This window comes from Mycobacterium yunnanensis, assembly GCF_025823185.1.
Classification (GTDB): Bacteria; Actinomycetota; Actinomycetes; order Mycobacteriales; family Mycobacteriaceae; genus Mycobacterium; species Mycobacterium yunnanensis.
Window position 1 is genome coordinate 517,031 of sequence record NZ_JACKVK010000013.1, and the last position, 20,841, is coordinate 537,871.

Below are 20,841 nucleotides of genomic sequence, written 5' to 3' on the forward strand. Positions count from 1 at the left end.
GATGGTGACGACGTCGCCGCTGCTCAAGCCCATGAACGCGGTCGGCGACTTCTTCGTCCTGAGCGGTGAGACCTTCGCGGCCAGCGTCAGGCGGCCGTTCGCTTGGCGGGAACTCCTCGAGCAGATTGCGTTCGTGGCGAGGGTGTCCATCTTCCCCACGATCATGCTGTCGATCCCCTACACCGTGCTGATCGTGTTCACGCTCAACATCGTGCTTCTGGAGATCGGCGCCGGTGACCTGTCGGGCGCCGGGGCGGCGCTGGCCTCGGTCACGCAGGTGGGCCCCGTCGTCACGGCAATCGTGGTCGCCGGCGCAGGCTCGACGGCGATGTGCGCCGACCTCGGCGCGCGCACGATCCGCGAGGAGATCGACGCCATGAAGGTCATCGGCGTCAACCCGATCCAGGCCCTGGTGGTTCCGCGAGTCATCGCCGCCACGTTCGTCGCCCTGATGCTGTACTCGGTGGTCGCCATCGTCGGGTTGACGGGCAGCTACGTCTTCGTGGTGTACGTCCAGCACGTCACCCCCGGCGCCTTCGTCGCGGGTCTGACGCTGCTGACGGGGCTACCGCAGGTGGTGGTCTCACTGGTGAAGGCGCTTCTTTTCGGCCTGTCGGCCGGCCTGATCGCGTGCTACAAGGGCCTCTCGGTGGGCGGTGGGCCCACCGGCGTCGGCAACGCGGTCAACGAGACCGTGGTGTTCGCCTTCATGGCCCTGTTCTTCATCAACATCCTGGCCACCGCCATGGGCGTCAAGATTGCCCCGACGCAATGAGCGACGGTCCGCTGCGCAAGGCCGTCGACGCGACGCGTGCTCTCGGTGAACAGACCGCGTTCTACGGCAACGCACTGGTGTCGACGGCCGACGCGGTGCGGCGCTATCCGGCAGAGGTGCTGCGCCTGATCGCCGAGATGGGGCTGGGCACCGGCGCTCTGGCCGTCATCGGCGGCACCGTCGTCATCATCGGTTTCCTGACGTTGTCGACGGGCGCGCTGATCGCGGTGCAGGGCTACAACACCCTGTCCAACGTGGGCATCGAGGCCCTCACCGGGTTCCTCGGCGCCTTCCTCAACGTCCGATTCATCGCACCTGCGACCGCCGGTGTCGCACTGGCCGCCACGATCGGTGCCGGCGCCACCGCACAACTGGGCGCCATGCGCATCAACGAAGAAATCGACGCCCTCGAGGTGATGGGCATCCGCGCGGTCACCTACCTGGTCGCCACCCGCATCGTCGCCGGTGTCCTGGTCGTCATCCCGCTGTACACCGTGGCCGTGCTGATGTCCTTCTTGGCCACCAGATTTGGCACCACCGTCATCTACGGGCAGTCGCGGGGCGTCTACGACCACTACTTCTCGACGTTCCTGCAACCCACCGATCTGGTGTGGTCGTTCGTCGCCGCCCTGACCATGGCCGCGGCCGTCATGGTGGTGCACACCTACTACGGGTACAACGCGACCGGCGGTCCCGCCGGCGTAGGCGAGGCCGTGGGACGAGCCGTCCGCACGTCGGTCACCGCAACCGTCTTCGTGCTCCTCACCATCACGTTGTCCGTGTACGGCCAGTCCGGCAACTTCAACCTGGCGGGCTGACAGGATGGAGAACTCCACGCGCCGCAGCGGAATCGACCCGATCTGGTATGCCCCGGTTCTGGTGCTCGTCGTCGTCGGCCTCATCACCATGACCGCCGTGCTGTTCTCCGGCACCTACCGGACGACGGTCCCCGTCACCATCGTCTCCGACCGCATCGGACTGGTGATGGAGAACGGTGCGAAGGTCAAGCTCCGCGGCGTTCAAGTCGGCACCGTGAGTTCCCTGGGCACGCAGGGCAATTCGCACGGGACCCCGCTGTCCACGCTTCAGCTGAAGCTGGACCCAGGACCCTTCCAGTACCTTCCGGCCAACGTCGAGGCCGAGATCAAGTCCAGCACCGCGTTCGGCGCCAAGTACGTCGACCTCATCGTGCCGCCGGATCCGAGCCCGCAGCCGCTGAAGTCCGGCGCGGTGGTCCGGTCCCGCAACGTCACCGTAGAGGTCAACACGGTGTTCCAGAATCTGCAGGCGGTGGTCCAGGCCGTCGACCCGGCGAAGCTGAACTCGATCCTCTCGGCGTTCGCCGAGGCCCTGCGTGGCAAGGGTGAACGCATCGGCGAGGCCATCACCGCCGCCAACGAAGTGCTGCTGGCCGTCAATCCGCGGATGCCCACCGTCAAGCAGGATTGGCAGCTCTTCGGGCAGACCACTCAGGCGTATTCGGATGCGGCGCAGGACATCTTGTCGACGCTCGACTCGGCGTCGACCATCAGCACCACCCTGGTGACCCAGCAGGGCGCGCTCGACGAACTGCTGCTCGCCTCGGTCGGATTCTCTCAATCTGCGACCTCGGTCCTGGCGACCAACGAACCCGCATTCGTGCGGACGTCCCACGTCCTGGTCCCCACCACGGACCTGCTGTTCAAGTACTCCCCCACCTACACGTGCCTCTTCCAAGGCGCGCAATGGTTCCTCGACCACGGCGGCCGAGACGCGCTCGGCGGCAACGGCAAGTCGGTCATCATGGACGCGGCGCTGCTGTTCGGCGACGACGCCTACCGGTATCCGGACAACCTCCCCAAGGTCAACGCGACGGGTGGACCCGGCGGGCGGCCCAGTTGCGGGTCGCTCCCCGACGTCAGCGCCAACTTCCCGGTGAAGTCACTGGTGACCGACACCGGATGGGGCACCGGACTGGACATCCGGCCCAACCCGGGCATCGGATTTCCCGGCCTCGCCAACTACCTCCCCGTCACCAAGGGCACCCCCGAGCCACCCCGGATCCGGTACGAGGGGCCACCTGCGCCAGGGCCGGCGCCCGCTTACCCCGGCGCGCCGCCCTACGGCGCACCGGAGTACGGGGCCGACGGGGCCCCGCTGTACCCGGGGGTGTCACCGCCGCCGTGACGACTCAGCGCACGACTACCGACGGGAGGACGCGATGAAGCGCAAGCGCATCGGCGGCACGCTGGCGCGAGTCGGCTTGTTCACCGCGATCTGCCTGGTCTTCATGTTCGCCCTCGTGACCGTGTTCGGCCAGTTCCGGTTCGACTCCCGTACCGACTACCGGGCAGTCTTCACCAACGTGTCAGGCCTCAAGGGCGGCAACTTCGTTCGCATCGCCGGCGTGGAGATCGGAAAGGTCAGTGACCTGACGCTGAACGCGGACGGCACCGTCACGGTGGACTTCGCCGTCGACCGGAACCTGAAGCTGACCGAGGGCACCGAGGCGGCGGTACGGTACGAGAACCTGATCGGCGATCGCTACCTGTCACTCGACGAGGGGCCGGGCTCGGTGCGGCCGCTCGCCGCCGGAGCCACCATCCCGCTGACGAGGACCTCGCCAGCACTCGACGTCGACGCGCTCATCGGCGGGTTCCGACCGCTGTTTCGGGCCCTGGATCCCGATCAGGTCAACGCCCTCTCCGGCGAGCTGCTCAAGGTCTTTCAGGGCCAGGGGGGCACCATCTCGTCGGTACTGGCTCAGACGTCGGCACTGACGACCACGCTCGCCGGCCGCGACGAGCTGATCGGGCAAGTGATCCACAACCTGAACACCGTGCTCGCGACGTTCGCCAAGCGCAACGACCAATTCGCCGACGGACTGGACGAGCTGTCACGGCTGACCCAGGCCTTGGCCGACCGCAAGGACGACATCACCACCGGCCTGGCCTACGTCGACGCCGCCGCCGGGTCGGTGGCAGACCTGCTCGCCGACGCCCGTCAGCCCATCAAGGACACGGTGCTGCAGACCGACCGCTTCGCCGGACAAATCGAAGCCGATCACGCCTACGTCGACGACCTCGTCAAGACCCTGCCCGACGCCTACCAGATCCTCGCCAGACAGGGCCTCTACGGCGACTACTTCGGGTTCTACCTCTGCGACGCCATCCTGAAGGTCAACGGCAAGGGGGGCCAACCGGTCTTCGTCAAACTGGCGGGCCAGGATTCGGGACGGTGCACACCGAAGTGAAGCGACCCACCATCAAACCCCTCGGCGAACGCAACAAGGCCGCCGTCGGCACCGTCGGCACACTGATCCTGCTCGCACTCGTCGTCGCGGCCTTCTCCTACGACAGGCTGCCGTTCATCAAGGGCACCTCCGACTACTCCGCGTACTTCGCCGAAGCCGGGGGCATCAAGCCCGGCAGCGAGGTCCGGGTGTCCGGCCTGCAGGTCGGCAAGGTCTCCGACGTCGAACTCGACGGCGACAAGGTGTTGGTGGACTTCACCGTTCGCAAGGGGGTGCCACTCGGCGACCGCACCGAGGCGGCGATCAAGACCGAGACGGTACTGGGCACCAAGATGCTCGAGGTGACCCCCCGCGGCACGGGAACCCTGCAGGGCACGATCCCGCTGGAGCGCACCACGTCGCCCTACGATCTGCCGTCCGCCCTCGGTGATCTGACCGCGGCCATCAGCGGGCTCGACACCCAGCAGCTGTCCTCGTCGCTGACCACCCTGGCGGACACGTTCCGCGACACTCCGCCGGACCTCAAGATCGCCCTCGAGGGCGTCGCCCGCTTCTCCAGCACCCTGGACCGGCGCGATGCCGAGTTGCGAAATCTGTTGGCCAACGCCAACCAGGTGACCGGCGTCCTCGCCAAGCGCAGCGACGAGATCGCCAAACTGGTGGTCAACGCCAACGCACTATTGGGAGAGCTTCTCACCCAACGAAGTTCGATCGACGCGCTGATGGTCGACCTGACGGCGGTGTCGCAGAAGCTGTCGGCCGTCATCGGTGACAACCGCACCCAGCTCAAGCCGGCGCTGGACAAGCTCAACGGCGCGCTCTCGATCCTCGACGATCACAAGGCCGAACTTCAACGCACCCTGTTCCTGTTGCGCCGCTACGCGATGTCGTTCGGAGAAGTCCTCGGTTCGGGCCCGTTCTTCAAGGCGTCGCTGGTCAATCTGGTGCCCGGTCAGTTCTCCCAGCCGTTCATCGACGCCGCGTTCTCCGACCTCGGGCTGGACCCCAACACCAAGCTGCCATCCGAACTCGTCGACCCGGCCACCGGGCAGCCCGCCACTCCGCCACTGCCGATGCCCTTCCCGCGTACCGGGCAGGGCGGGGACCCGAGACTGAACCTGCCCGACGCGATCACGGGCAACCAGGACCCCAACGCCCCCGCCCAATTCCCGGGCCGCTACCCGTACCGGGAACCGCTGCCCGCGCCGCCGCCCGGCGGTCCGCCACCGGGTCCGCCCGCGCTGCCACCGCCTGGCATCGCCGGACCGGCCAGTCCCGCACCGTCGCCCAGCCCGGTGTATCTGCCTGCGCCGAACGAGGTCCCGCCGTCATCGGGTGGGGGGCAGTGACCGTGGCCGGCCGCCTACCGTCATTGCAGAGGGCGCGCATCGCGATCGCGTCCGTGCTGATCGTCACCCTGGCGGTGGCGATCAGCGTCGTCGCCACACCGTGGTGGAACGACGTCGGCAAGGACACCTTCACCGCCTACTTCGCCAACGCGAACGGGCTCTACACCGGCGACGAAGTCCGCATCCTGGGCGTCGCGGTGGGCCGGGTCGACGCGATCCAACCCCTGCCCGCCAACACGAAGGTGACCTTCTCGATCGACTCGAAGTACTCGGTGCCGGCCGACGCCAAGGCGGCCATCCTGTCGCCGTCGCTGGTCAGCGCGCGGGCGATCCAGCTGGTGCCCGCGTACTCCGGTGGACCGAAGATGGCTTCCGGCACCAGCATTCCGCAGGAACGCACCGCCGTCCCCGTGGAGTGGGACGACTTCCGCCAACAGCTGGAGAAGCTCACCGACTCCCTGCAGCCGGTCACGCCCGGTGGGCCCAACTCCGTCGGCGAGTTCATCAGCAGCGCCGCGGCGAACCTTCGCGGTGAGGGAGGCACCGCTCGCGACACCGTACTCAAGCTGTCGCAGGCGGTCTCGGCGCTCGGTGACCACAGCACCGACATCTTCAGCACCGTGAAGAATCTGCAGCTGCTGGTCTCGGCACTGTCCTCGAGCAGTGATCTACTCGCCGCGTTCAACGTCAACCTTGCCGACGTGACCACCGTACTGTCCAACTCCCCCAACGAGATCGCCGACGCGACCAAGGGATTGGACGGGGTGGTGTCCGATCTGCGCGGCTTCGTGGCCGACAACCGGGAGGGCATCGGCACCACGGTCGACCATCTCGCCGCGATCACCAAGGCGCTCAACGACAGTCGCGGTGACGTCAAACAGGTCTTGCACATCGCACCGACGGTGTTCCAGAACTTCATGAACATCTACCAACCCGCCCAGAGCGCGGTCACCGGCATCCTGGCAGCAGGGAACTTCGCCAACACCGTCCAATTCATCTGCAGCTCCATTCAGGCCGCCTCGCGAGAGAACTACGAACAGTCCTCGAAGCTCTGCGTCCAGTACCTGGCGCCGATCATCAAGAACCGGCAGTACAACTTTCCGCCACTTGGCGTGAATCCCTTCGTGGGGGCCGCGGCGCGACCCAACGAACTGACCTACAGCGAGCCGTGGCTCAACCCCCATCTGCCGCCACAGACACCACCGGCACCGCCCGCGGCGCCGGACGCGCCCGCCGACCTCGGTGCGCCGCTTCCCGCCGAAGCCGCGGTACCCACCGACCCCAGCCAGGGTCTGCAGGGTCTGATGCTGCCGCCGGCGCCACCGCAACAGGGGACGCCATGAGGCGCCTGCTGGCCGCCGCGCTCGCGATCGCGTGCCTGTCGACGATCCCCGGATGTGAATGGCGAGGCCTCAATTCGCTGACCCTGCCGGGAACCGAGGGCAGCGGTGACGGTTCCTACACCATCCAGGCGCAGTTGCCCGACGTGGTGGTGATCCAGCAGAACACGCGGGTCCGCGTTGCCGACGTCAACGTCGGCAACGTCACCAAGATCGAAGTGCAGGACTGGCACGCTCTGGTGACGATGCGGATCGACGGCAACGTGCACCTGCCCGCCAACAGCACCGCCAAGGTGGGCCAGACCAGCCTGCTCGGCTCGATGCACATCGAGCTCGCCCCGCCGACCGATGCGCCGCCGGAGGGCGAGCTGGGCAACGGCTCGGTGATTCCGCTCTCCTCGGCGAGCACGTATCCCACCACCGAGCAGACCCTGGCCTCGGTGTCGATCCTGCTCAACGGCGGCGGGCTGGGCCAGCTGCAGGAGATCAACCAGTCGCTGGCCAAGGCCTTCGCGGGCCGCGAGAACGACATGCGTAGCCTGCTGACCCAGCTGGATACGTTCATCGCCCAGCTCAACGACCAGACCGACGACATCATCAGGGCCACCGAAAGTCTCGACTCGCTGGCCGGCCAGGTGGCGGCCAAGGACGCCACCGTGGACAAGGCGCTGACCACCATCCCGCAGGCGTTGGCCGTCCTGGCCGACGAGCGGACGAAACTCGCCGACGCCATCGACGCGCTCGGAAAGTTCAGTGCCATCGCCGCGTCCACGGTCAACCAATCCAAGGAGGCACTGGTTGCCAACCTGCGCAACATCGCCCCGGTGCTGCGCTCGTTGGCCGACGCCGGACCGGCGCTGACCAAGGGGCTCGACTTCCTGTCGACCTATCCCTGGGTCAAGAGCACGATCCCCAACTGGTTCCGTGGCGACTTCGCCAACATCACCCTGGTCGTCGACCTGACGCTGAGCCGCATCGACAGCAGCCTGTTCACCGGAACCAGGTGGGAGGGCAACCTCACCGAACTGGAACTGCAGTGGGGCAGGACGATCGGACAGATGCCGAGCCCGTACACCGCGGGCAACCCGCTCATCGCCCCCTATCACTTCGGAGGGTACTGAGATGCTCCGATTGTCCCGCACGGTGTGGACCAAGCTGGCCATTCTGGCCACCATCACGCTGGTCGCCTGCGGCATCATGGCGTTCGGCTTCGTCAAGGTCCCGGCTCTGCTGGGAATCGGCCGCTACCACGTCACACTTCGCCTGCCGGCGACCGGCGGGTTGTACCAGTCGTCGGTGGTGACCTATCGCGGTGACGAGATCGGCAGGGTCGGCTCGATCGCGGTGACCAGGGATGGCGTCGACGCCGATCTCAACCTCGACAGCGCAATCCCCATCCCGGCCGACGTGTCCGCGGCCGTGCACAGCCGGTCGGCAGTCGGCGAGCAGTTCGTCGAACTCACCCCCGCTCAGGGCGCGACGGCCGGCGACGCCGCCAAGCTGCACGACGGCGACGTCATTCCCGTTGGCAGAGTGCAGGTTCCACCAGACATCGGCAATCTGCTCGACGCGACGAATCGGGCTCTGCAGGCCATTCCCCACGACGATCTGCGCACCGTCGTCGACGAGGCGGCGACGGCCGTCGGAGGGCTGGGGCCCGAGCTGTCGCGCATCCTCGACGGGTCGACCACGCTGGCCGTCGACGCGGGCAAGACCGTCGACCCGCTGACCCAGCTGATCGACCAGTCACCGCCGGTGCTGAATTCGCAGGTGCAGACCGCGGATTCGATCGCCCAGTGGGCGGCGCACACCGCGGCGATCACCGGCCAGCTCGAGGCCCAGGACCAAGCGTTCCGGGGCTTGCTCACCAACGGCGCCCCGGCACTGAACGAGGGCAAGGCGCTGTTCGACAGGGTGGCTCCCGCGCTGCCGGTGCTGCTGGCCAACCTGGTCAGCCTCGGCGACATCGCCGTCACCTACCGCTCCGATCTCGAGCAGATGCTGGTGCTCTATCCGCAGGGCACCGCCGTCATGTCCGCGATCGCCGTCGCCGACTCCGGAACCAAGCAGGCCTACAAGGGGATCTATCTCGACTTCAACCTCAACTTGAATTCACCACCCCCCTGCAACACCGGGTTCCTGCCGGTCCGCCAGCAGCGGTCGGCGTCGGACCAGGATGCCCCGGATCGGCCCGTCGGCGAGCTGTACTGCCGGGTTCCCCAAGATTCGGACCTCAATGTCCGCGGAGTGCGCAACATTCCATGCGAGAACGATCCCGCCAAGCGGGCACCCACGGTGGAGCTGTGCGAGAGCGGCGAAGACTACGTCCCGCTCAACGACGGTTACAACTGGAAGGGCGACCCCAACGCCACGCTGTCGGGTCAAGGCGTTCCGCAGTACCCGCCCGGCGTCACGCCCCCACCCGAGATGCTCCCCGCCCCCGCCGGCCCCGCGCTTCCCGCGGCGGGTCCCACGCCGCTGCCACCGCCGATGGCGGCCATCCCGTACGACCCGGCCACCGGGGACTACGTCGGACCCGACGGACGACGTTACCGGCAAGCAGATCTGGCCCATCCCGATTCCAAGACCTGGCAGACGATGCTGCTGCCGCCCACCCAGCCGTGAGCCAATCCCAAGGAGGGACACCATGTCCGACGTGATCGTCGACGATCCACCGATCGAAGACACAGAGGACGCCGAAGACGTCGGAGACGCCGACGAACCCGAGGACGGCGAAGAACCCGGCGACGTCGAGGAATCCGAGCACGGCGACGCACCGGCCGAGCCGGCGTGGTCCCGGCGCATCGCCTACGCGGTGGTTGTGGCCGTCGTCCTGGTACTGACCGCGCTGACCGGTTGGCTGGGCTTCCGCGCGTACGAGGCCCACCGCGCCGTGGACCAACGCGAGCTCTTCCTTCAGGTCGGACGTCAGGGTGCGATCAACCTGACCACGATCGACTACGCCGAGGCCGACGCCGACATGCAGCGGATCCTCGACTCGTCCACCGGTGGCTTCCGGGACGACTTCGCCAAGCGCAGCCAGCCCTTCGTCGACGCGGTCAAGCAGGCGCGGTCCAAGACCGTGGGCACGGTCACCGAAGCCGGCGTGGAGTCCTCGTCCGAGGACGGCGCGCAGATCCTGGTCGCCGTGACCGTGCAGACGTCCAATGCCGGTGCACCCGTGCAGGAACCGCGGTCGTGGCGGATGCGGGTGACCGTCGAGCGGACCGACGACGGACCACGGGTATCGGGCGTGGAGTTCGTCGCATGACCGGGTCGAAGGCCTCCGCGTCACGCATCGTCTTCTTCGGCATACTGCCCGGGCTGGCGCTGGTGCTTGCTCTGGCCTCGGGATTCCTCAAGTTCGCCGACGCCAACGACCGGGTGACCCAGACGGCCGGCGTGGCGTCGGTGCAGGCGGCCAAGGAGGCGGCCGTCGCATTGCTGACCTATCAGCCGGATTCGGTCGAGCGTCAACTGAGCGCCGCGCAGGACAGGTTGACCGGGTCGTTCCGCGACTCCTACTCGTCGCTGACCCGCGACGTGGTGATTCCGGGCGCCAAGCAGCAGCATGTGTCCACCGTCGCGACCGTGCCTGCCGCTGCGTCGGTCTCGGCCACCGAGAACCACGCCCAGGTACTCCTGTTCGTCGACCAAACGGCCACCGTCGGCGACGCGAAGGGCGCACCGACGGCGACCAGGTCGACCGTGCTGGTGACGTTGGACAAGGTGGGTGGCCGGTGGCTCGTCTCCAATTTCGAGCCGAAGTGACCGAGGGCTTCCGGGCCGCCGCGATGTGGCTGGGAGCGTCGGCGGTGATCGCAATGATCACTGCCCCGACCGCCCACGCCGACAACTCGCGGCTGAACAGGAGCGTGATTGCCGACGTGTACACCGTTCAGCACCATGCGGGCTGCACCAACGACGTCGTCGCCAACGGGCCGCTGCAGCTGGCCGCCCAGTGGCACGCGCTCGACGTGCTGAATGACCGAAGCCTCGACGGCGACCTCGGGTCCGACGGTTCCACCCCCCAGAGCAGGGCCGCCGCCGCAGGCTTTCCCGGGACGAACGTGGCCGAGACGGTCGCGATCAACCCCGCACTGGCGATCAGCGGCATCGAGTTGATCAACCAATGGTTCGACCGTCCCGACTACCTCGCCATCATGCGCGACTGTCGCTATTCGCTGATGGGCGTCTGGTCGGAGAACAGCCTCGACCGCACCGTGGTGGTGGCGATGTACGGGCAACCTGCGACGCCGCAGAGATAGCCCACTCGCGCGGACGGCTGGGGCCTCTGGTTTCAGCGAAGTTTGCCGAGGGTACAGAGGAACGCACGTACGACAGGGCGCCAAGCGCTGAAGGGGACGGTGACGAGTCGTGGAGGCGCTGTGGAGCTACGTCACCGATCACCGGGCCCAGTTGCTGTTCGACTCCTACCAGCACGTCAGCGCGGTCGTGCAGAGCGTGCTGATCGCCACGATCATCGGCGTGGCGGTCGGAGTCGCGACCTACCGCAACCGGCTTGCCTCCGACCTGGCCACCGCCACCTCGAGCGTCATCCTCACCGTCCCCTCGTTCGCGTTGCTCGGCCTGCTGATCCCGCTGTTCGGGCTCGGCGTGCTCCCCAGCGTCACCGCACTGGTGCTGTATTCGCTGCTGCCCATCGTCAGGAACACCATCGTCGGTCTCAACGCCCTCGACCCCGCGCTCACCGACGCCGCGCGCGGCATCGGCATGGGACGACTTGGCACGCTCGGACGGGTCGAGCTTCGGCTCGTCTGGCCCTCGATCCTGTCGGCCATGCGACTCAGCACGCAGATGTCGATGGGCGTGCTAGCGATCGCCGCGTACGTCAAGGGACCGGGGCTCGGCAACCTCATCTTCGCCGGGCTGGCCCGCGTCGGGAGTCCCACCGCGCTTCCCATGGCCCTGACCGGCACCCTGCTGATCGTCATCCTCGCCCTCGTGCTCGACGCGGCGCTGGTGCTGCTCGGCAGGCTCACGACGTCGAAAGGCATTCGGTGACTGACTCATCCGCCTCCCCCAGCGGTGTGCGCATCCAACTCGACCACGTCTCGAAGGTCTACCCGGGGTCCACCCAACCCGCGGTCGACGACGTCTCGCTCGACATCCCCGCCGGTGAGGTCGTGGTCTTCGTCGGGCCGTCGGGCTGCGGCAAGACCACCACGATGCGCATGATCAACCGGCTCAGCGAGCCCACGTCGGGCAAGATCCTGATCGGCGACAAGGACGCCCTGTCGATCAAGCCCACCGAGTTGCGCCGGTCCATCGGCTACTCGATTCAACAGGCGGGGCTGTTCCCGCACATGACGATTCGGCAGAACGTCGGACTGGTACCCGGCCTGCTGAAGTGGGACCGCAAGCGGATCGCCGACCGCGTCGACGAACTGCTCGACCTGGTCGGGCTGGATCCCGGCCAGTACGCCGACCGGTACCCGCGCCAACTGTCCGGCGGTCAGCAGCAACGCGTCGGGGTGGCTCGGGCACTGGCCGCCGATCCCCCGGTCCTGTTGATGGACGAACCCTTCGGTGCGGTCGACCCGATTACGCGCAGTTCACTGCAGGACGAACTGCTGCGGCTGCAAAGCGAATTGGGCAAGACCATCGTGTTCGTCACCCACGACTTTGGCGAGGCGGTGAAACTGGGTGATCGCATCGCAGTACTCGGTCCGAAGTCCGCAGTGCTGCAGTACGACGCCCCGCAGGTCATCCTCTCCAATCCCGCCGACGACACCGTCGCCGGCTTCGTCGGCTCCGGGGCGTCCCTGCGTCAGCTCGGTCTGTTGCGCGTCAAGGACGTCGAGTTGCGACCACACCCCTCGGTACACGTCGACGACGACGTCGAGTCCGTGCGAAACGTGCTGGCGGACAGTGAATTCGACTGGGTCGTCGTGCTCGACTCCCGGGACCGGCCGGTCAGCTGGGTTCGGGAGAGCCGGCTGGCCCACGCGGCCGACGTGGCGAGCGTGGCGGAATCGCTGGACGTGGTCAGCACCCAGTCCACGCTCGAGGACGCACTGGAGGCCATTCTCGCCGAGCAGCACGCCTCGGCCGTCGTGACCGGGTCGGGCAACCGCTACGCGGGGGTGGTCACCCTGGACACGCTCATCGACGCCATCACCAGACTCCGCGACGAGGCGCTCGCGCACACCCCTGCGGGAGAAGCAGTTCCGTGACCGCCGCCGTCGACGTCCCGAGCGCCGGGACCAGCCGATCCGAGCGGCTGCGTCTGCTGATCCAACCCGTACTGGTGCTGATCGTCGGGGCCGCCGTCGTGTTCTGGGCCTTCGATCGCGACCTCACCGCGACCCAGAAGGAGAACGTCAACGTCGCCAACGTGTCGCTGCTCATCTGGCAACACCTGCTGATCACCGCGGCGGTGACGGCCATCGTGCTCGCCGTCGGGGTTCCGCTGGGCGTTCTGGTCACCCGGCCCGGCGCGCGGCGCCTGCGTCCGTTGGTCATCGGGATCGCCAACGTCGGTCAGGCGGCACCCGCGATCGGACTGCTGGTGCTGCTGTTCCTGCTCACCGCCGAGACCGGCTTTTGGATCGGCGTGCTCCCGATCGCCCTGTATTCGCTTCTTCCGGTGCTCTCCAGCACGATCCTCGGCATCGACGAGGTGGACCGGTCGCTGGTCGACGCCGGCCGCGGCCAGGGGCTCTCGCGGCGTTCGCTGCTGCTCAGAGTCGAACTGCCGCTGGCAGTTCCCTACATCCTCGCCGGCCTGCGCACGTCGCTGGTGCTCGCAGTCGGCACGGCGACCCTGTCGTTCCTCGTCAACGCGGGCGGGCTCGGCATCCTCATCGACACCGGATACAAGCTGCAGGACGACGTCACGCTCATCCTCGGCAGCGTGTTGGCGGTGTGCTTGGCACTGCTGGTGGACTGGCTGGGTGGGCTGGCCGAGTTCTACTTGAATCCCAAGGGACTTCGATGAGGCGCGCGATCCTGCGTCTCGTGACGGCCGCCGCGCTGGTCGTCACCCTGGCCGCCTGCGGTCTCGGCTCCGGTGGCGCCGTGCCGTTGCGCGTCGGGCCGGGTTCGGTGCAGCCCACCCCGGGCCTGGAGGGCGTCCGGATCACGGTCGGCTCGAAGGAGTACACCGAGCAGGTCATCCTCGGTTACATCCTGGAGTACACGCTGTCGGCGGCCGGCGCTGACGTGCGGGACCTCACCGGGATCGTCGGGTCGCGCAGTACGCGCGGTGCGCAACTGTCCGACCAGGTCGACGTCGCCTACGAATTCACCGGCAACGCGTGGATCAACTACCTCGGTCACGAGACTCCGATCGCGGACACCCGCAAGCAGTTCGAGGCCGTCCGCGACGAGGATCTCAAGGCCAACGACATGGTGTGGCTCGAGCCCGGCCCGATGGACGACACCTACGCGCTGGCGGCCAGCAAGGCCGTCGTCGAGCGCACCGGGGTGCGCACGCTGTCGCAGTACGCGGACCTGGTCCGGCGCGACCCGGCCGCTGCGAAGACGTGCGTCGACACCGAGTTTCGCGCCCGCCAGGACGGATTCCCCGGCATGGCCGCCGCCTACGGCTTCGACCCGGGACGGGCCCAGACGCCCATCTTGCAGGTCGGCATCATCTATCAGGCGACCGCCGACGCCACCCAGTGCGACTTCGGCGAGGTCTTCACGACCGACGGCCGCATCGCCGCGCTCGATCTGACCGTCCTGCAGGACGACAAGCAGTTCTTCGCGCACTACAACCCGTCGGTGACCACGAAGCGGTCGTTCTTCGAGGCGCATCCCCAGATTGCCGAGGTGACCGCGCCGGTCACCGCGGCCCTGACCAACGACGTCATCATCGACCTGAACAAGCAGGTCGACGTCGACGGCAAGGATCCCAGCGTGGTCGCCCGCGACTGGATGGTGTCCAAGGGCTTCGTCACGAAGGGTTGACCGCGCCGGGTCGTTGCATTCAGGCCGAGGCAAAGCCTGTTCGTCAACGCCAACTTTCGGCACCGTCGTCGGGGTGAGTGCGGTGGACGTGTCGATCGTCGAGACCTCCGGACTGGGCGACCGAAGTTATCTGGTGAGCGCCGACGGCGTCGCGGTCGTGATCGACCCGCAGCGTGACGTCGACCGGTTGCTAGACGCGGTCGCCGAACGCCAGCTGCGGGTCACCCACGTGCTGGAGACCCACATTCACAACGACTACGTCAGCGGTGGCCTGGAACTGGCTCGCGTGACCGGAGCCGAGTACGTCGTCCCCGCCGGTGAGGACGTGGCCTTCGAGCGCCGTCCCGTCGCCGACGGCGACGTGGTCGACGCCGGGCCGTTCAGGCTGCGCGCCGTCCACACCCCCGGGCACACCCACCACCACACCAGCTATGCGCTCAGCGACGCCGAAGGGACCGTCGTGGCGGTGTTCACCGGCGGCTCGATGCTGTACGGAAGTGCCGGGCGCACCGACCTTCTCGGGGACGAGCACACCGAGGAGCTGACCCGCGCCCAGTACCACTCGGTGCGCCTGCTGGCCGACCAGCTGCCCGCCGAGGCGGCGGTCTACCCCACGCACGGCTTCGGCAGTTTCTGCGCGGCGACACCGGCCAGCGGCGACGCCTCCACCATCGGCCAGCAGCGACGGGACAATCCAGCGCTGACCCGCGACGAACGGACCTACGTCGAGGAGCTGTTGGCCGGCCTGTCTGCGTACCCCGCCTACTACGCGCACATGGGCGTCATCAACCGGCGCGGTCCCGACCCCGTCGACCTGTCCACGCCGACGCCCGTCGACCCGGTCGAGTTGCGCCGCCGCATCGACGCCGGTGAGTGGATCGTCGACCTCCGCCACCGCACCGCCTTCGCCGCCGGACACCTCAGCGGGGCGCTCGGCTTCGAACTCTCGGATTCGTTCGTCACCCACCTCGGCTGGCTCTACGCCTGGGGCGCGCCGCTGACCCTCATCGGCGGCGACGACGACCAGATCGCCGGTGCGCGAAGAGAATTGGCCAGGATCGGCGTCGACGGGGTGACCGGAGCGGCAACCGAACCGGTCGAGAGGCTCGCGGCCGGTCAGCAGCTGCGTTCCTACCGCGTCGCGGACTTCGGTGAACTGGCGAAGGTCCTCGACGACGACGCCACGATCGTGTTGGACGTACGGCGCACCGACGAACACCGCGACCGCCACATTCGCGGTGCGCTGAACATTCCGATCCACGAACTCCTCGACCGCATCGGGGAGATTCCCACCGGCAACATCTGGGTGCACTGCGCCTCCGGGTACCGCGCCTCGGTGGCCGCCTCCCTGCTCGACCGTGAGCGGCGCACCGTCGTCCTCGTCGACGACGACTTCGCCGACGCGGCCGACGACCTTCCCACCAACTGATACTGGAGGTCCACGTGACCCGGCCGCGGCTGATCCTCAACGCATTCACCATGAACACCGCCACCCACGTGTCCTACGGTTCGTGGCGAAATCCGCAAACACGCAGCGTGGACTTCGATCAACTCGACGTCTGGGTGGACCTGGTCAAGCTCCTGGAACGCGGCACGTTCGACTCGGTGTTCTTCGCCGACGTCGTCGGCGTCTACGACGACTACCGCGGTGGCTGGGACACCTACGTGCGGGAGGGACTGCAGATCCCCAACCACGACCCCTCGGCCATCATCTCGGCACTGGCCCTGTCGACCGAGCACCTCGGACTGGTGATCACCAGCTCGATACTCCAGGACCATCCATTCTCGTTCGCCCGCAAGATCTCCACGCTGGATCACGCCTCGCGGGGCCGCATCGGCTGGAACGTCGTGACCAGCGCGCTGAAGAATTCGGCCCGCAACTTCGGGCTTCCCGAACGCGAAGAGCACGACGCCCGCTACGAGTGGGCGGAAGAGTACGCCGAGGTGGTCTACAAGCTGTGGGAGGGGTCCTGGGACGACGGTGCCCTGATCCGCGATCGAGAACGCGGTGTGCACGCCGACCCCGAGCGAGTTCACGAGATCAACCACGTCGGCCCGCGGTATTCGGTCCAGGGCCCGCACCTCAGCTTCCCGTCCCCGCAACGGACGCCGGTGCTCTTCCAGGCCGGAACGTCCACCGCTGGAAGGTCGTTCGCCGCACGGCACGCCGAGGGGGTGTTCATCAACGCGGCGTCGCCACGGGGTGCGCGTCTGGTCATCGACGACACCCGGGACCGCGCGGTTGCCGCCGGACGCCGTCGCGACGACGTCAAGTTCCTCCAGGGGATGGCATTCGTGGTCGGCTCCACCGAAGCGGAGGCCAAGCGTCGGGCCGCCGAACTCGACGAGTTCCTCAGCGTGGACGGCTTGATCGCGCACCGCAGCGGCGGCATCGGCATCGACTTCGGAGGACTGGACCACGACACGCCCATCGGCGATCTCGCGGCCGACGTCCAGGGCACCCGCAGCACCATCGAGTCCCTCATCGCCGCAGCGCCTCCCGGCACCAACCCCACCATTGCCGATCTGATCCGTCAGCAACAGGAGTCCACCCGGATCGTCGGCACACCCGAGCAGATCGCCGACGAGCTCGAGCAATGGCAGGATGCGGGCGTCGACGGCGTGAACATCCGCTACATCACCACCCCGGGCAGCTTCGAGGACTTCATCGACCACGTGGTGCCCGAGCTGAGGACCAGGGGGCTCGCCCAATCGGAATATGCGCCGGGCACGCTGCGCGACAAACTCTTCGGCGCCGGACCCGAACTTCCCCAACGCCACCCGGCACGACGGTGGCGCGGCGCGTTCAGGTCCTCGGCCGCCCGACCGCCCGCCGATCGGGCGGGCGTGTCCGGCGTCGACGCGCCGTAGGCACCGGGGGCGTCAGGCCACCGACGTCCGCGCGGACTCCTGCCGACGGTAGGACGAGTACCGGAAGTTGGCCGCGGGCACACGCGCCAGCAGAGTGTCGGCAGACTCCCCGGCCTTCTCGGCGACGTAATGGCGGGCGGCGGCGCGAGAACCGATGCCCAGCAGCGGTTTCGGATCCGACAGCAGACCGAAGAGCGCGGCGCCGAACCTCGGGCTCGCCGCTGCCGCCGGGAAGAACAGCTGACCGTACTGGACGAAGTCGGGATCGCCGAGGAACAACCTGGTCACCAGGACCGCGGCGGCCCCCCGAGTGGTCCAGAAGTGCTCGAACCGGTCATGGAGCCAGTTCTGGTCGAAGGGACCCGCATGGCCGCGCGCGGCGGCGACCAACTGCGCCGCTTGAATGAGACCGCCCTGGGCTCCCTGGGCGCCGATCGGGTCGTACGAGATTGCGGTGTCCCCGAGTGCGAGCACCGGATGACCACTCGCCGTGACACCGACCGCGTGTCGCACCGTCGGTGTGACGGAGCCCCGCAGCCACGCGTGCGGATCGCCCGGAATCAACGTCGTCGAGGCGATCTCGGGTAGGTCCCATTCGACGTAGTCGCGGTGCACCTCGGTGACGACGCGATGCGCGGAGGCGACGTCGTGTGCCGTGCCGAATCGCCGCTCCCAGTCGCTGCCCGGTTTCGCGAAGCCGAGGAAGGACCACGATGGTCCAGCGTCCTTGTGCAGATACGGGCCCCACCACAATTCACCCTGCTCCGTGTCGATCGCGAAGGTGTTGTGTTCACCGCCGGCCAGTCCGCGATGGGCGAACACGTCGGTGCCATGCCCAAGGCCGGTGACGGTGAGCATCAGCAGCCGCCGCTGCGGGCGGTCGTAGACGGTGCGGGAGCGGTCGACGGCGAACAATTCCGACAAGCCGGCGCGTCCAGTGGCCACCAGCGTGAGGTCGTGTGCCGAGGCGATGTCGTCGAGTACGTCGGCGTCGACGACGGTCACCACGAAACGACCGCCCCCGACCAGGAATTCGCCGATCCGCTCGTCCACCTTGAGCCGGGTGTCGACGCCCACCGCCTGGAACCCGTCGTAGTCGACGTCGAAGTCGAGGACATCCTGCCGTTCGGTGCCGGCCCCGGTGAACATCCGCGTGCTCTGTCCGGTGACCCGGGGAGCACGGCCGACGTAGTCGTCCAGACCCAGCTCTCGCTCGGCGGCCTGCGCCTCCGCGAAGGTCACCGCCGTCCCGGTGGCCGGACCGCGATTGCGGAGCGTCACTCGGTCGCGATCGCTGAACAGCGTGACGTCGAAACCGGCGTTCAAGAATCCGACTGCGGCCGACACGCCGGTCTGTCCTGCACCGACGACGGCCACCGATCTGTTCTGCCCCATGTGGGGAATGCTCGGCCAGATCGGCGCCGAGGGGCACCGTTTGGCCTCCGTTGATTCTAATTCGCGCGCCGGGCCCACTCCTCGGCGAGCAGAGCGTAGGACTCCACCCGGTCCCGATGATCGTGGGTGATGGTGGTGATGATCAGTTCGTCGGCGCCCGTGGCGTCCCGAAGCAGCTCGAGCTGATCGGCGACCTGCGCCGCCGATCCGACGAACTGGGTGTCCACCCGATCGGACACCAGAGCGCGATCGGCGTCGGACCACACGTGGCGGCGCGCCACGTCGGGGGTCGGGTATTCGACGGCACCTTCGCCGGTTCGGATACTGCGCACCCAGAGTCCGTAGCCCGTGGCGAGTTCCCTTGCCGCGGACTCCGTCTCGGCCACCACCACGTCGGCCGAGACGGCGACGTACGGTTCGGCCAGGTCGACCGAGGGTGTGAACGACGCTCGGTATCCGTAGGTGGCCTCGATGACGCGGCTCGGGGCGACGTGATAGTTGGCGGCGAAGCGCACCCCGTTGCGGCCCGCCACGGTCGCGCTCTCGCCACCGCTGCTGCCCAGGATCCAGATCTGCAGATTTGCGCCGCGGCCTGGAACGACGTGAACCCGCTCGCCGGTGTCCGACTGGTAGTCATCGGCGATCAGAGCGAGGACGTCCGCGACCTGTTCGCCGTAGTCCTGCGGCTTCGCCTCCGGTAGCTGCAGGAGCGTCTTCTGCAGGGCCATTCTCGGGGACTTCAGCAACGGTGTCGGGTCGAAGGACGGTGGGATGGGCAGACCGTTCGGTGCACGTCCGCCGACCACCTGCGGCACCTCGACGGCCGTAGGCTTCGTCGGTGCGCCCGGTCTACCGCCGGAACGCCCGAGGCCTAGATCGAAGCGACCGGGATGCACGGCGTCGAGCAGTCCGAATTCCTCGACGGTCGCCAGCGCGGTGCGGTGACCCATTTGCAGGGCGCCGGAACCCAACCGGATGGTGGACGTCGCGGCCGCGGTGAGCGCTAGCAGCACCGCGGGCGACGTGCCCGCGACACCGGGGTTCAGGTGGTGCTCGGCGAACCAGTACCGCGAATAGCCAAGCCGTTCCGTCCGTTGCGCCAGGTCGACGCTGTTGCGCAACGCCTGGGCCGCAGTCGATCCCGACGAGATCGGCACGAGGTCGAGCACGGCCAACGGCGTTGTCCTCACGACCGCAGCCCTCCGACCGCTCGACACCACACGGTTGCCCCGTTACCCGTCCCCGAGCGCGTCGACCAAACGCTTGGCATCCTGCTCGGGACCGCGGTTGTAGGGCAGTTTCGCCAACGCCGACGCCATGGCGCAGGTGTTGCTCACCGCTGCGAAGGTCAAGCCGCCGCCGATCGCCGCGGCAACCCACTTGAGCTGGGGCACAGCCACACTGCTCAACACGGACCCGAGCACGACGGATCCCGCGACCAGCCGCACTTGACGTTCCATCTCCCAGCGCTGCTCGCCCCGGGACACATCGAAGCCGCGCTTCTGCCATTCCGCGACGCCTCCCTGCAGGACACGACCGGCATCGAAACCACTCTCGTGAAGCAGTCCCTTGGCCGTCGCAGCCCGCTGCCCCGACTGGCACACCAGTACCACCTCGCCGCCGAGGCGCTTGGCGGCTTCGGCGCGGTGCTCGCGCAGCACGTCGAGCGGGAGGTTGCGGGACCCCGCGATGTGGGCGGTCTCGAATTCGGCGGGCGTCCTGACGTCGACGATTTGGACCTCCATCGACGGCGTCAGGCGACTCTGCAGTTCCTCGGCGCTGATGTCGCCTTGGGCGACGGTGGATGTACTCATGCGGGCGGATTACCCACCTCCGTGTCGCAATCTCTTCTTCGAATCACCCCGAGCCCAATTGCCGCACATCGGGGCGACGCCGTCGACCAAATCACGGTGACCGCAACCATCTCGGCGGCCGGGCTGACCG

The 20,841-nt window shown here is 67.8% G+C and carries 20 protein-coding genes; 17 read left to right on the plus strand and 3 right to left on the minus strand.

The features are described 5' to 3' along the window. The first annotated feature begins 1 nt into the window (after position 1). The 17 genes from H7K45_RS26115 to H7K45_RS26195 all read left to right on the plus strand — a co-directional run bounded on the left by H7K45_RS26115 (position 2) and on the right by H7K45_RS26195 (position 17,502). Positions 2 to 775, plus strand: a complete 774-nt coding sequence (locus H7K45_RS26115; protein WP_276070519.1) for an MlaE family ABC transporter permease — start codon at positions 2 to 4, stop codon at positions 773 to 775. Then, on the plus strand, positions 772 to 1,593 hold the full coding sequence (locus tag H7K45_RS26120; RefSeq protein ID WP_263998989.1) for an ABC transporter permease: 822 nt from the start codon (positions 772 to 774) through the stop codon (positions 1,591 to 1,593). Before H7K45_RS26115 ends, H7K45_RS26120 begins: the two co-directional genes overlap by 4 nt. A gap of 4 nt (positions 1,594 to 1,597) precedes the next feature. Continuing rightward, positions 1,598 to 2,941 carry an MCE family protein gene (locus tag H7K45_RS26125; protein WP_263998990.1) on the plus strand — a complete coding sequence of 448 codons (1,344 nt, stop codon included), beginning with the start codon at positions 1,598 to 1,600 and terminating at the stop codon, positions 2,939 to 2,941. 34 nt (positions 2,942 to 2,975) lie between these two features. Beyond that, positions 2,976 to 4,007, plus strand: a complete 1,032-nt coding sequence (locus tag H7K45_RS26130; RefSeq protein ID WP_263998991.1) for an MCE family protein — start codon at positions 2,976 to 2,978, stop codon at positions 4,005 to 4,007. Between the two features lie 11 nt (positions 4,008 to 4,018). After that, positions 4,019 to 5,356, plus strand: a complete 1,338-nt coding sequence (locus H7K45_RS26135) for an MCE family protein (protein WP_372512668.1) — start codon at positions 4,019 to 4,021, stop codon at positions 5,354 to 5,356. Next, positions 5,353 to 6,699, plus strand: a complete 1,347-nt coding sequence (locus tag H7K45_RS26140) for an MCE family protein (protein ID WP_263998993.1) — start codon at positions 5,353 to 5,355, stop codon at positions 6,697 to 6,699. The genes H7K45_RS26135 and H7K45_RS26140 overlap by 4 nt, the downstream gene beginning before the upstream one ends. Further along, the gene (locus tag H7K45_RS26145) at positions 6,696 to 7,817 is read left to right on the plus strand and encodes an MCE family protein (RefSeq protein WP_263998994.1); all 1,122 of its coding nucleotides are present in this window, start codon (positions 6,696 to 6,698) and stop codon (positions 7,815 to 7,817) included. The genes H7K45_RS26140 and H7K45_RS26145 overlap by 4 nt, the downstream gene beginning before the upstream one ends. 1 nt (position 7,818) lies before the next feature. Then, entirely contained in the window at positions 7,819 to 9,321 is a 1,503-nt protein-coding gene (locus H7K45_RS26150; RefSeq protein ID WP_263998995.1) for an MCE family protein, read from the plus strand. Between the two features lie 22 nt (positions 9,322 to 9,343). After that, positions 9,344 to 9,967, plus strand: coding sequence for an Rv1363c family protein (locus H7K45_RS26155; protein ID WP_263998996.1), 624 nt, complete (start codon positions 9,344 to 9,346; stop codon positions 9,965 to 9,967). Further along, positions 9,964 to 10,467 carry an Rv1363c family protein gene (locus tag H7K45_RS26160; RefSeq protein ID WP_263998997.1) on the plus strand — a complete coding sequence of 168 codons (504 nt, stop codon included), beginning with the start codon at positions 9,964 to 9,966 and terminating at the stop codon, positions 10,465 to 10,467. Before H7K45_RS26155 ends, H7K45_RS26160 begins: the two co-directional genes overlap by 4 nt. Before the next feature lie 23 nt (positions 10,468 to 10,490). After that, complete coding sequence (locus tag H7K45_RS26165; RefSeq protein ID WP_263999329.1) at positions 10,491 to 10,964, plus strand: CAP domain-containing protein; 474 nt, start codon at positions 10,491 to 10,493, stop codon at positions 10,962 to 10,964. Positions 10,965 to 11,073: 109 nt separating this feature from the next. Then, positions 11,074 to 11,721 (plus strand): ABC transporter permease, encoded by a 648-nt coding sequence (locus H7K45_RS26170; RefSeq protein WP_263998998.1) that lies wholly within the window; start codon positions 11,074 to 11,076, stop codon positions 11,719 to 11,721. After that, positions 11,718 to 12,893, plus strand: coding sequence for a betaine/proline/choline family ABC transporter ATP-binding protein (locus H7K45_RS26175; protein WP_263998999.1), 1,176 nt, complete (start codon positions 11,718 to 11,720; stop codon positions 12,891 to 12,893). Before H7K45_RS26170 ends, H7K45_RS26175 begins: the two co-directional genes overlap by 4 nt. Further along, positions 12,890 to 13,657, plus strand: coding sequence for an ABC transporter permease (locus H7K45_RS26180; RefSeq protein ID WP_263999000.1), 768 nt, complete (start codon positions 12,890 to 12,892; stop codon positions 13,655 to 13,657). The genes H7K45_RS26175 and H7K45_RS26180 overlap by 4 nt, the downstream gene beginning before the upstream one ends. Continuing rightward, positions 13,654 to 14,631 carry a glycine betaine ABC transporter substrate-binding protein gene (locus tag H7K45_RS26185; RefSeq protein WP_263999001.1) on the plus strand — a complete coding sequence of 326 codons (978 nt, stop codon included), beginning with the start codon at positions 13,654 to 13,656 and terminating at the stop codon, positions 14,629 to 14,631. Before H7K45_RS26180 ends, H7K45_RS26185 begins: the two co-directional genes overlap by 4 nt. An 82-nt stretch (positions 14,632 to 14,713) precedes the next feature. Further along, positions 14,714 to 16,060 carry an MBL fold metallo-hydrolase gene (locus H7K45_RS26190; RefSeq protein ID WP_263999330.1) on the plus strand — a complete coding sequence of 449 codons (1,347 nt, stop codon included), beginning with the start codon at positions 14,714 to 14,716 and terminating at the stop codon, positions 16,058 to 16,060. A gap of 14 nt (positions 16,061 to 16,074) precedes the next feature. Next, positions 16,075 to 17,502: an LLM class flavin-dependent oxidoreductase gene (locus tag H7K45_RS26195; RefSeq protein ID WP_263999002.1), complete on the plus strand. Its 1,428-nt coding sequence runs from the start codon at positions 16,075 to 16,077 to the stop codon at positions 17,500 to 17,502. 12 nt (positions 17,503 to 17,514) lie between these two features. Here the strand turns inward: H7K45_RS26195 and H7K45_RS26200 are convergent, their stop codons facing one another. Genes H7K45_RS26200 through H7K45_RS26210 form a run of 3 tightly spaced genes read right to left on the minus strand, consistent with a single transcriptional unit; the run spans position 17,515 to position 20,711 of the window. Further along, positions 17,515 to 18,897, minus strand: coding sequence for a styrene monooxygenase/indole monooxygenase family protein (locus tag H7K45_RS26200; protein WP_263999003.1), 1,383 nt, complete (start codon positions 18,895 to 18,897; stop codon positions 17,515 to 17,517). 56 nt (positions 18,898 to 18,953) lie between these two features. Continuing rightward, entirely contained in the window at positions 18,954 to 20,087 is a 1,134-nt protein-coding gene (locus H7K45_RS26205; protein WP_263999004.1) for an LLM class flavin-dependent oxidoreductase, read from the minus strand. 42 nt (positions 20,088 to 20,129) lie between these two features. Then, the gene (locus tag H7K45_RS26210) at positions 20,130 to 20,711 is read right to left on the minus strand and encodes a rhodanese-like domain-containing protein (protein WP_263999005.1); all 582 of its coding nucleotides are present in this window, start codon (positions 20,709 to 20,711) and stop codon (positions 20,130 to 20,132) included. Between the last annotated feature and the right edge of the window lie 130 nt (positions 20,712 to 20,841).

Coding starts and splice junctions, on each gene's coding strand:
- H7K45_RS26130 (WP_263998991.1), top strand. CDS start 2,976: ATGAAGCGCAAGCGCATCGGCGGCACGCTGGCGCGAGTCGGCTTGTTC.
- H7K45_RS26165 (WP_263999329.1), top strand. CDS start 10,491: ATGTGGCTGGGAGCGTCGGCGGTGATCGCAATGATCACTGCCCCGACC.
- H7K45_RS26125 (WP_263998990.1), top strand. CDS start 1,598: ATGGAGAACTCCACGCGCCGCAGCGGAATCGACCCGATCTGGTATGCC.
- H7K45_RS26185 (WP_263999001.1), top strand. CDS start 13,654: ATGAGGCGCGCGATCCTGCGTCTCGTGACGGCCGCCGCGCTGGTCGTC.
- H7K45_RS26155 (WP_263998996.1), top strand. CDS start 9,344: ATGTCCGACGTGATCGTCGACGATCCACCGATCGAAGACACAGAGGAC.
- H7K45_RS26115 (WP_276070519.1), top strand. CDS start 2: ATGGTGACGACGTCGCCGCTGCTCAAGCCCATGAACGCGGTCGGCGAC.
- H7K45_RS26150 (WP_263998995.1), top strand. CDS start 7,819: ATGCTCCGATTGTCCCGCACGGTGTGGACCAAGCTGGCCATTCTGGCC.
- H7K45_RS26160 (WP_263998997.1), top strand. CDS start 9,964: ATGACCGGGTCGAAGGCCTCCGCGTCACGCATCGTCTTCTTCGGCATA.
- H7K45_RS26210 (WP_263999005.1), bottom strand. CDS start 20,711: ATGAGTACATCCACCGTCGCCCAAGGCGACATCAGCGCCGAGGAACTG.
- H7K45_RS26120 (WP_263998989.1), top strand. CDS start 772: ATGAGCGACGGTCCGCTGCGCAAGGCCGTCGACGCGACGCGTGCTCTC.
- H7K45_RS26145 (WP_263998994.1), top strand. CDS start 6,696: ATGAGGCGCCTGCTGGCCGCCGCGCTCGCGATCGCGTGCCTGTCGACG.
- H7K45_RS26200 (WP_263999003.1), bottom strand. CDS start 18,897: ATGGGGCAGAACAGATCGGTGGCCGTCGTCGGTGCAGGACAGACCGGC.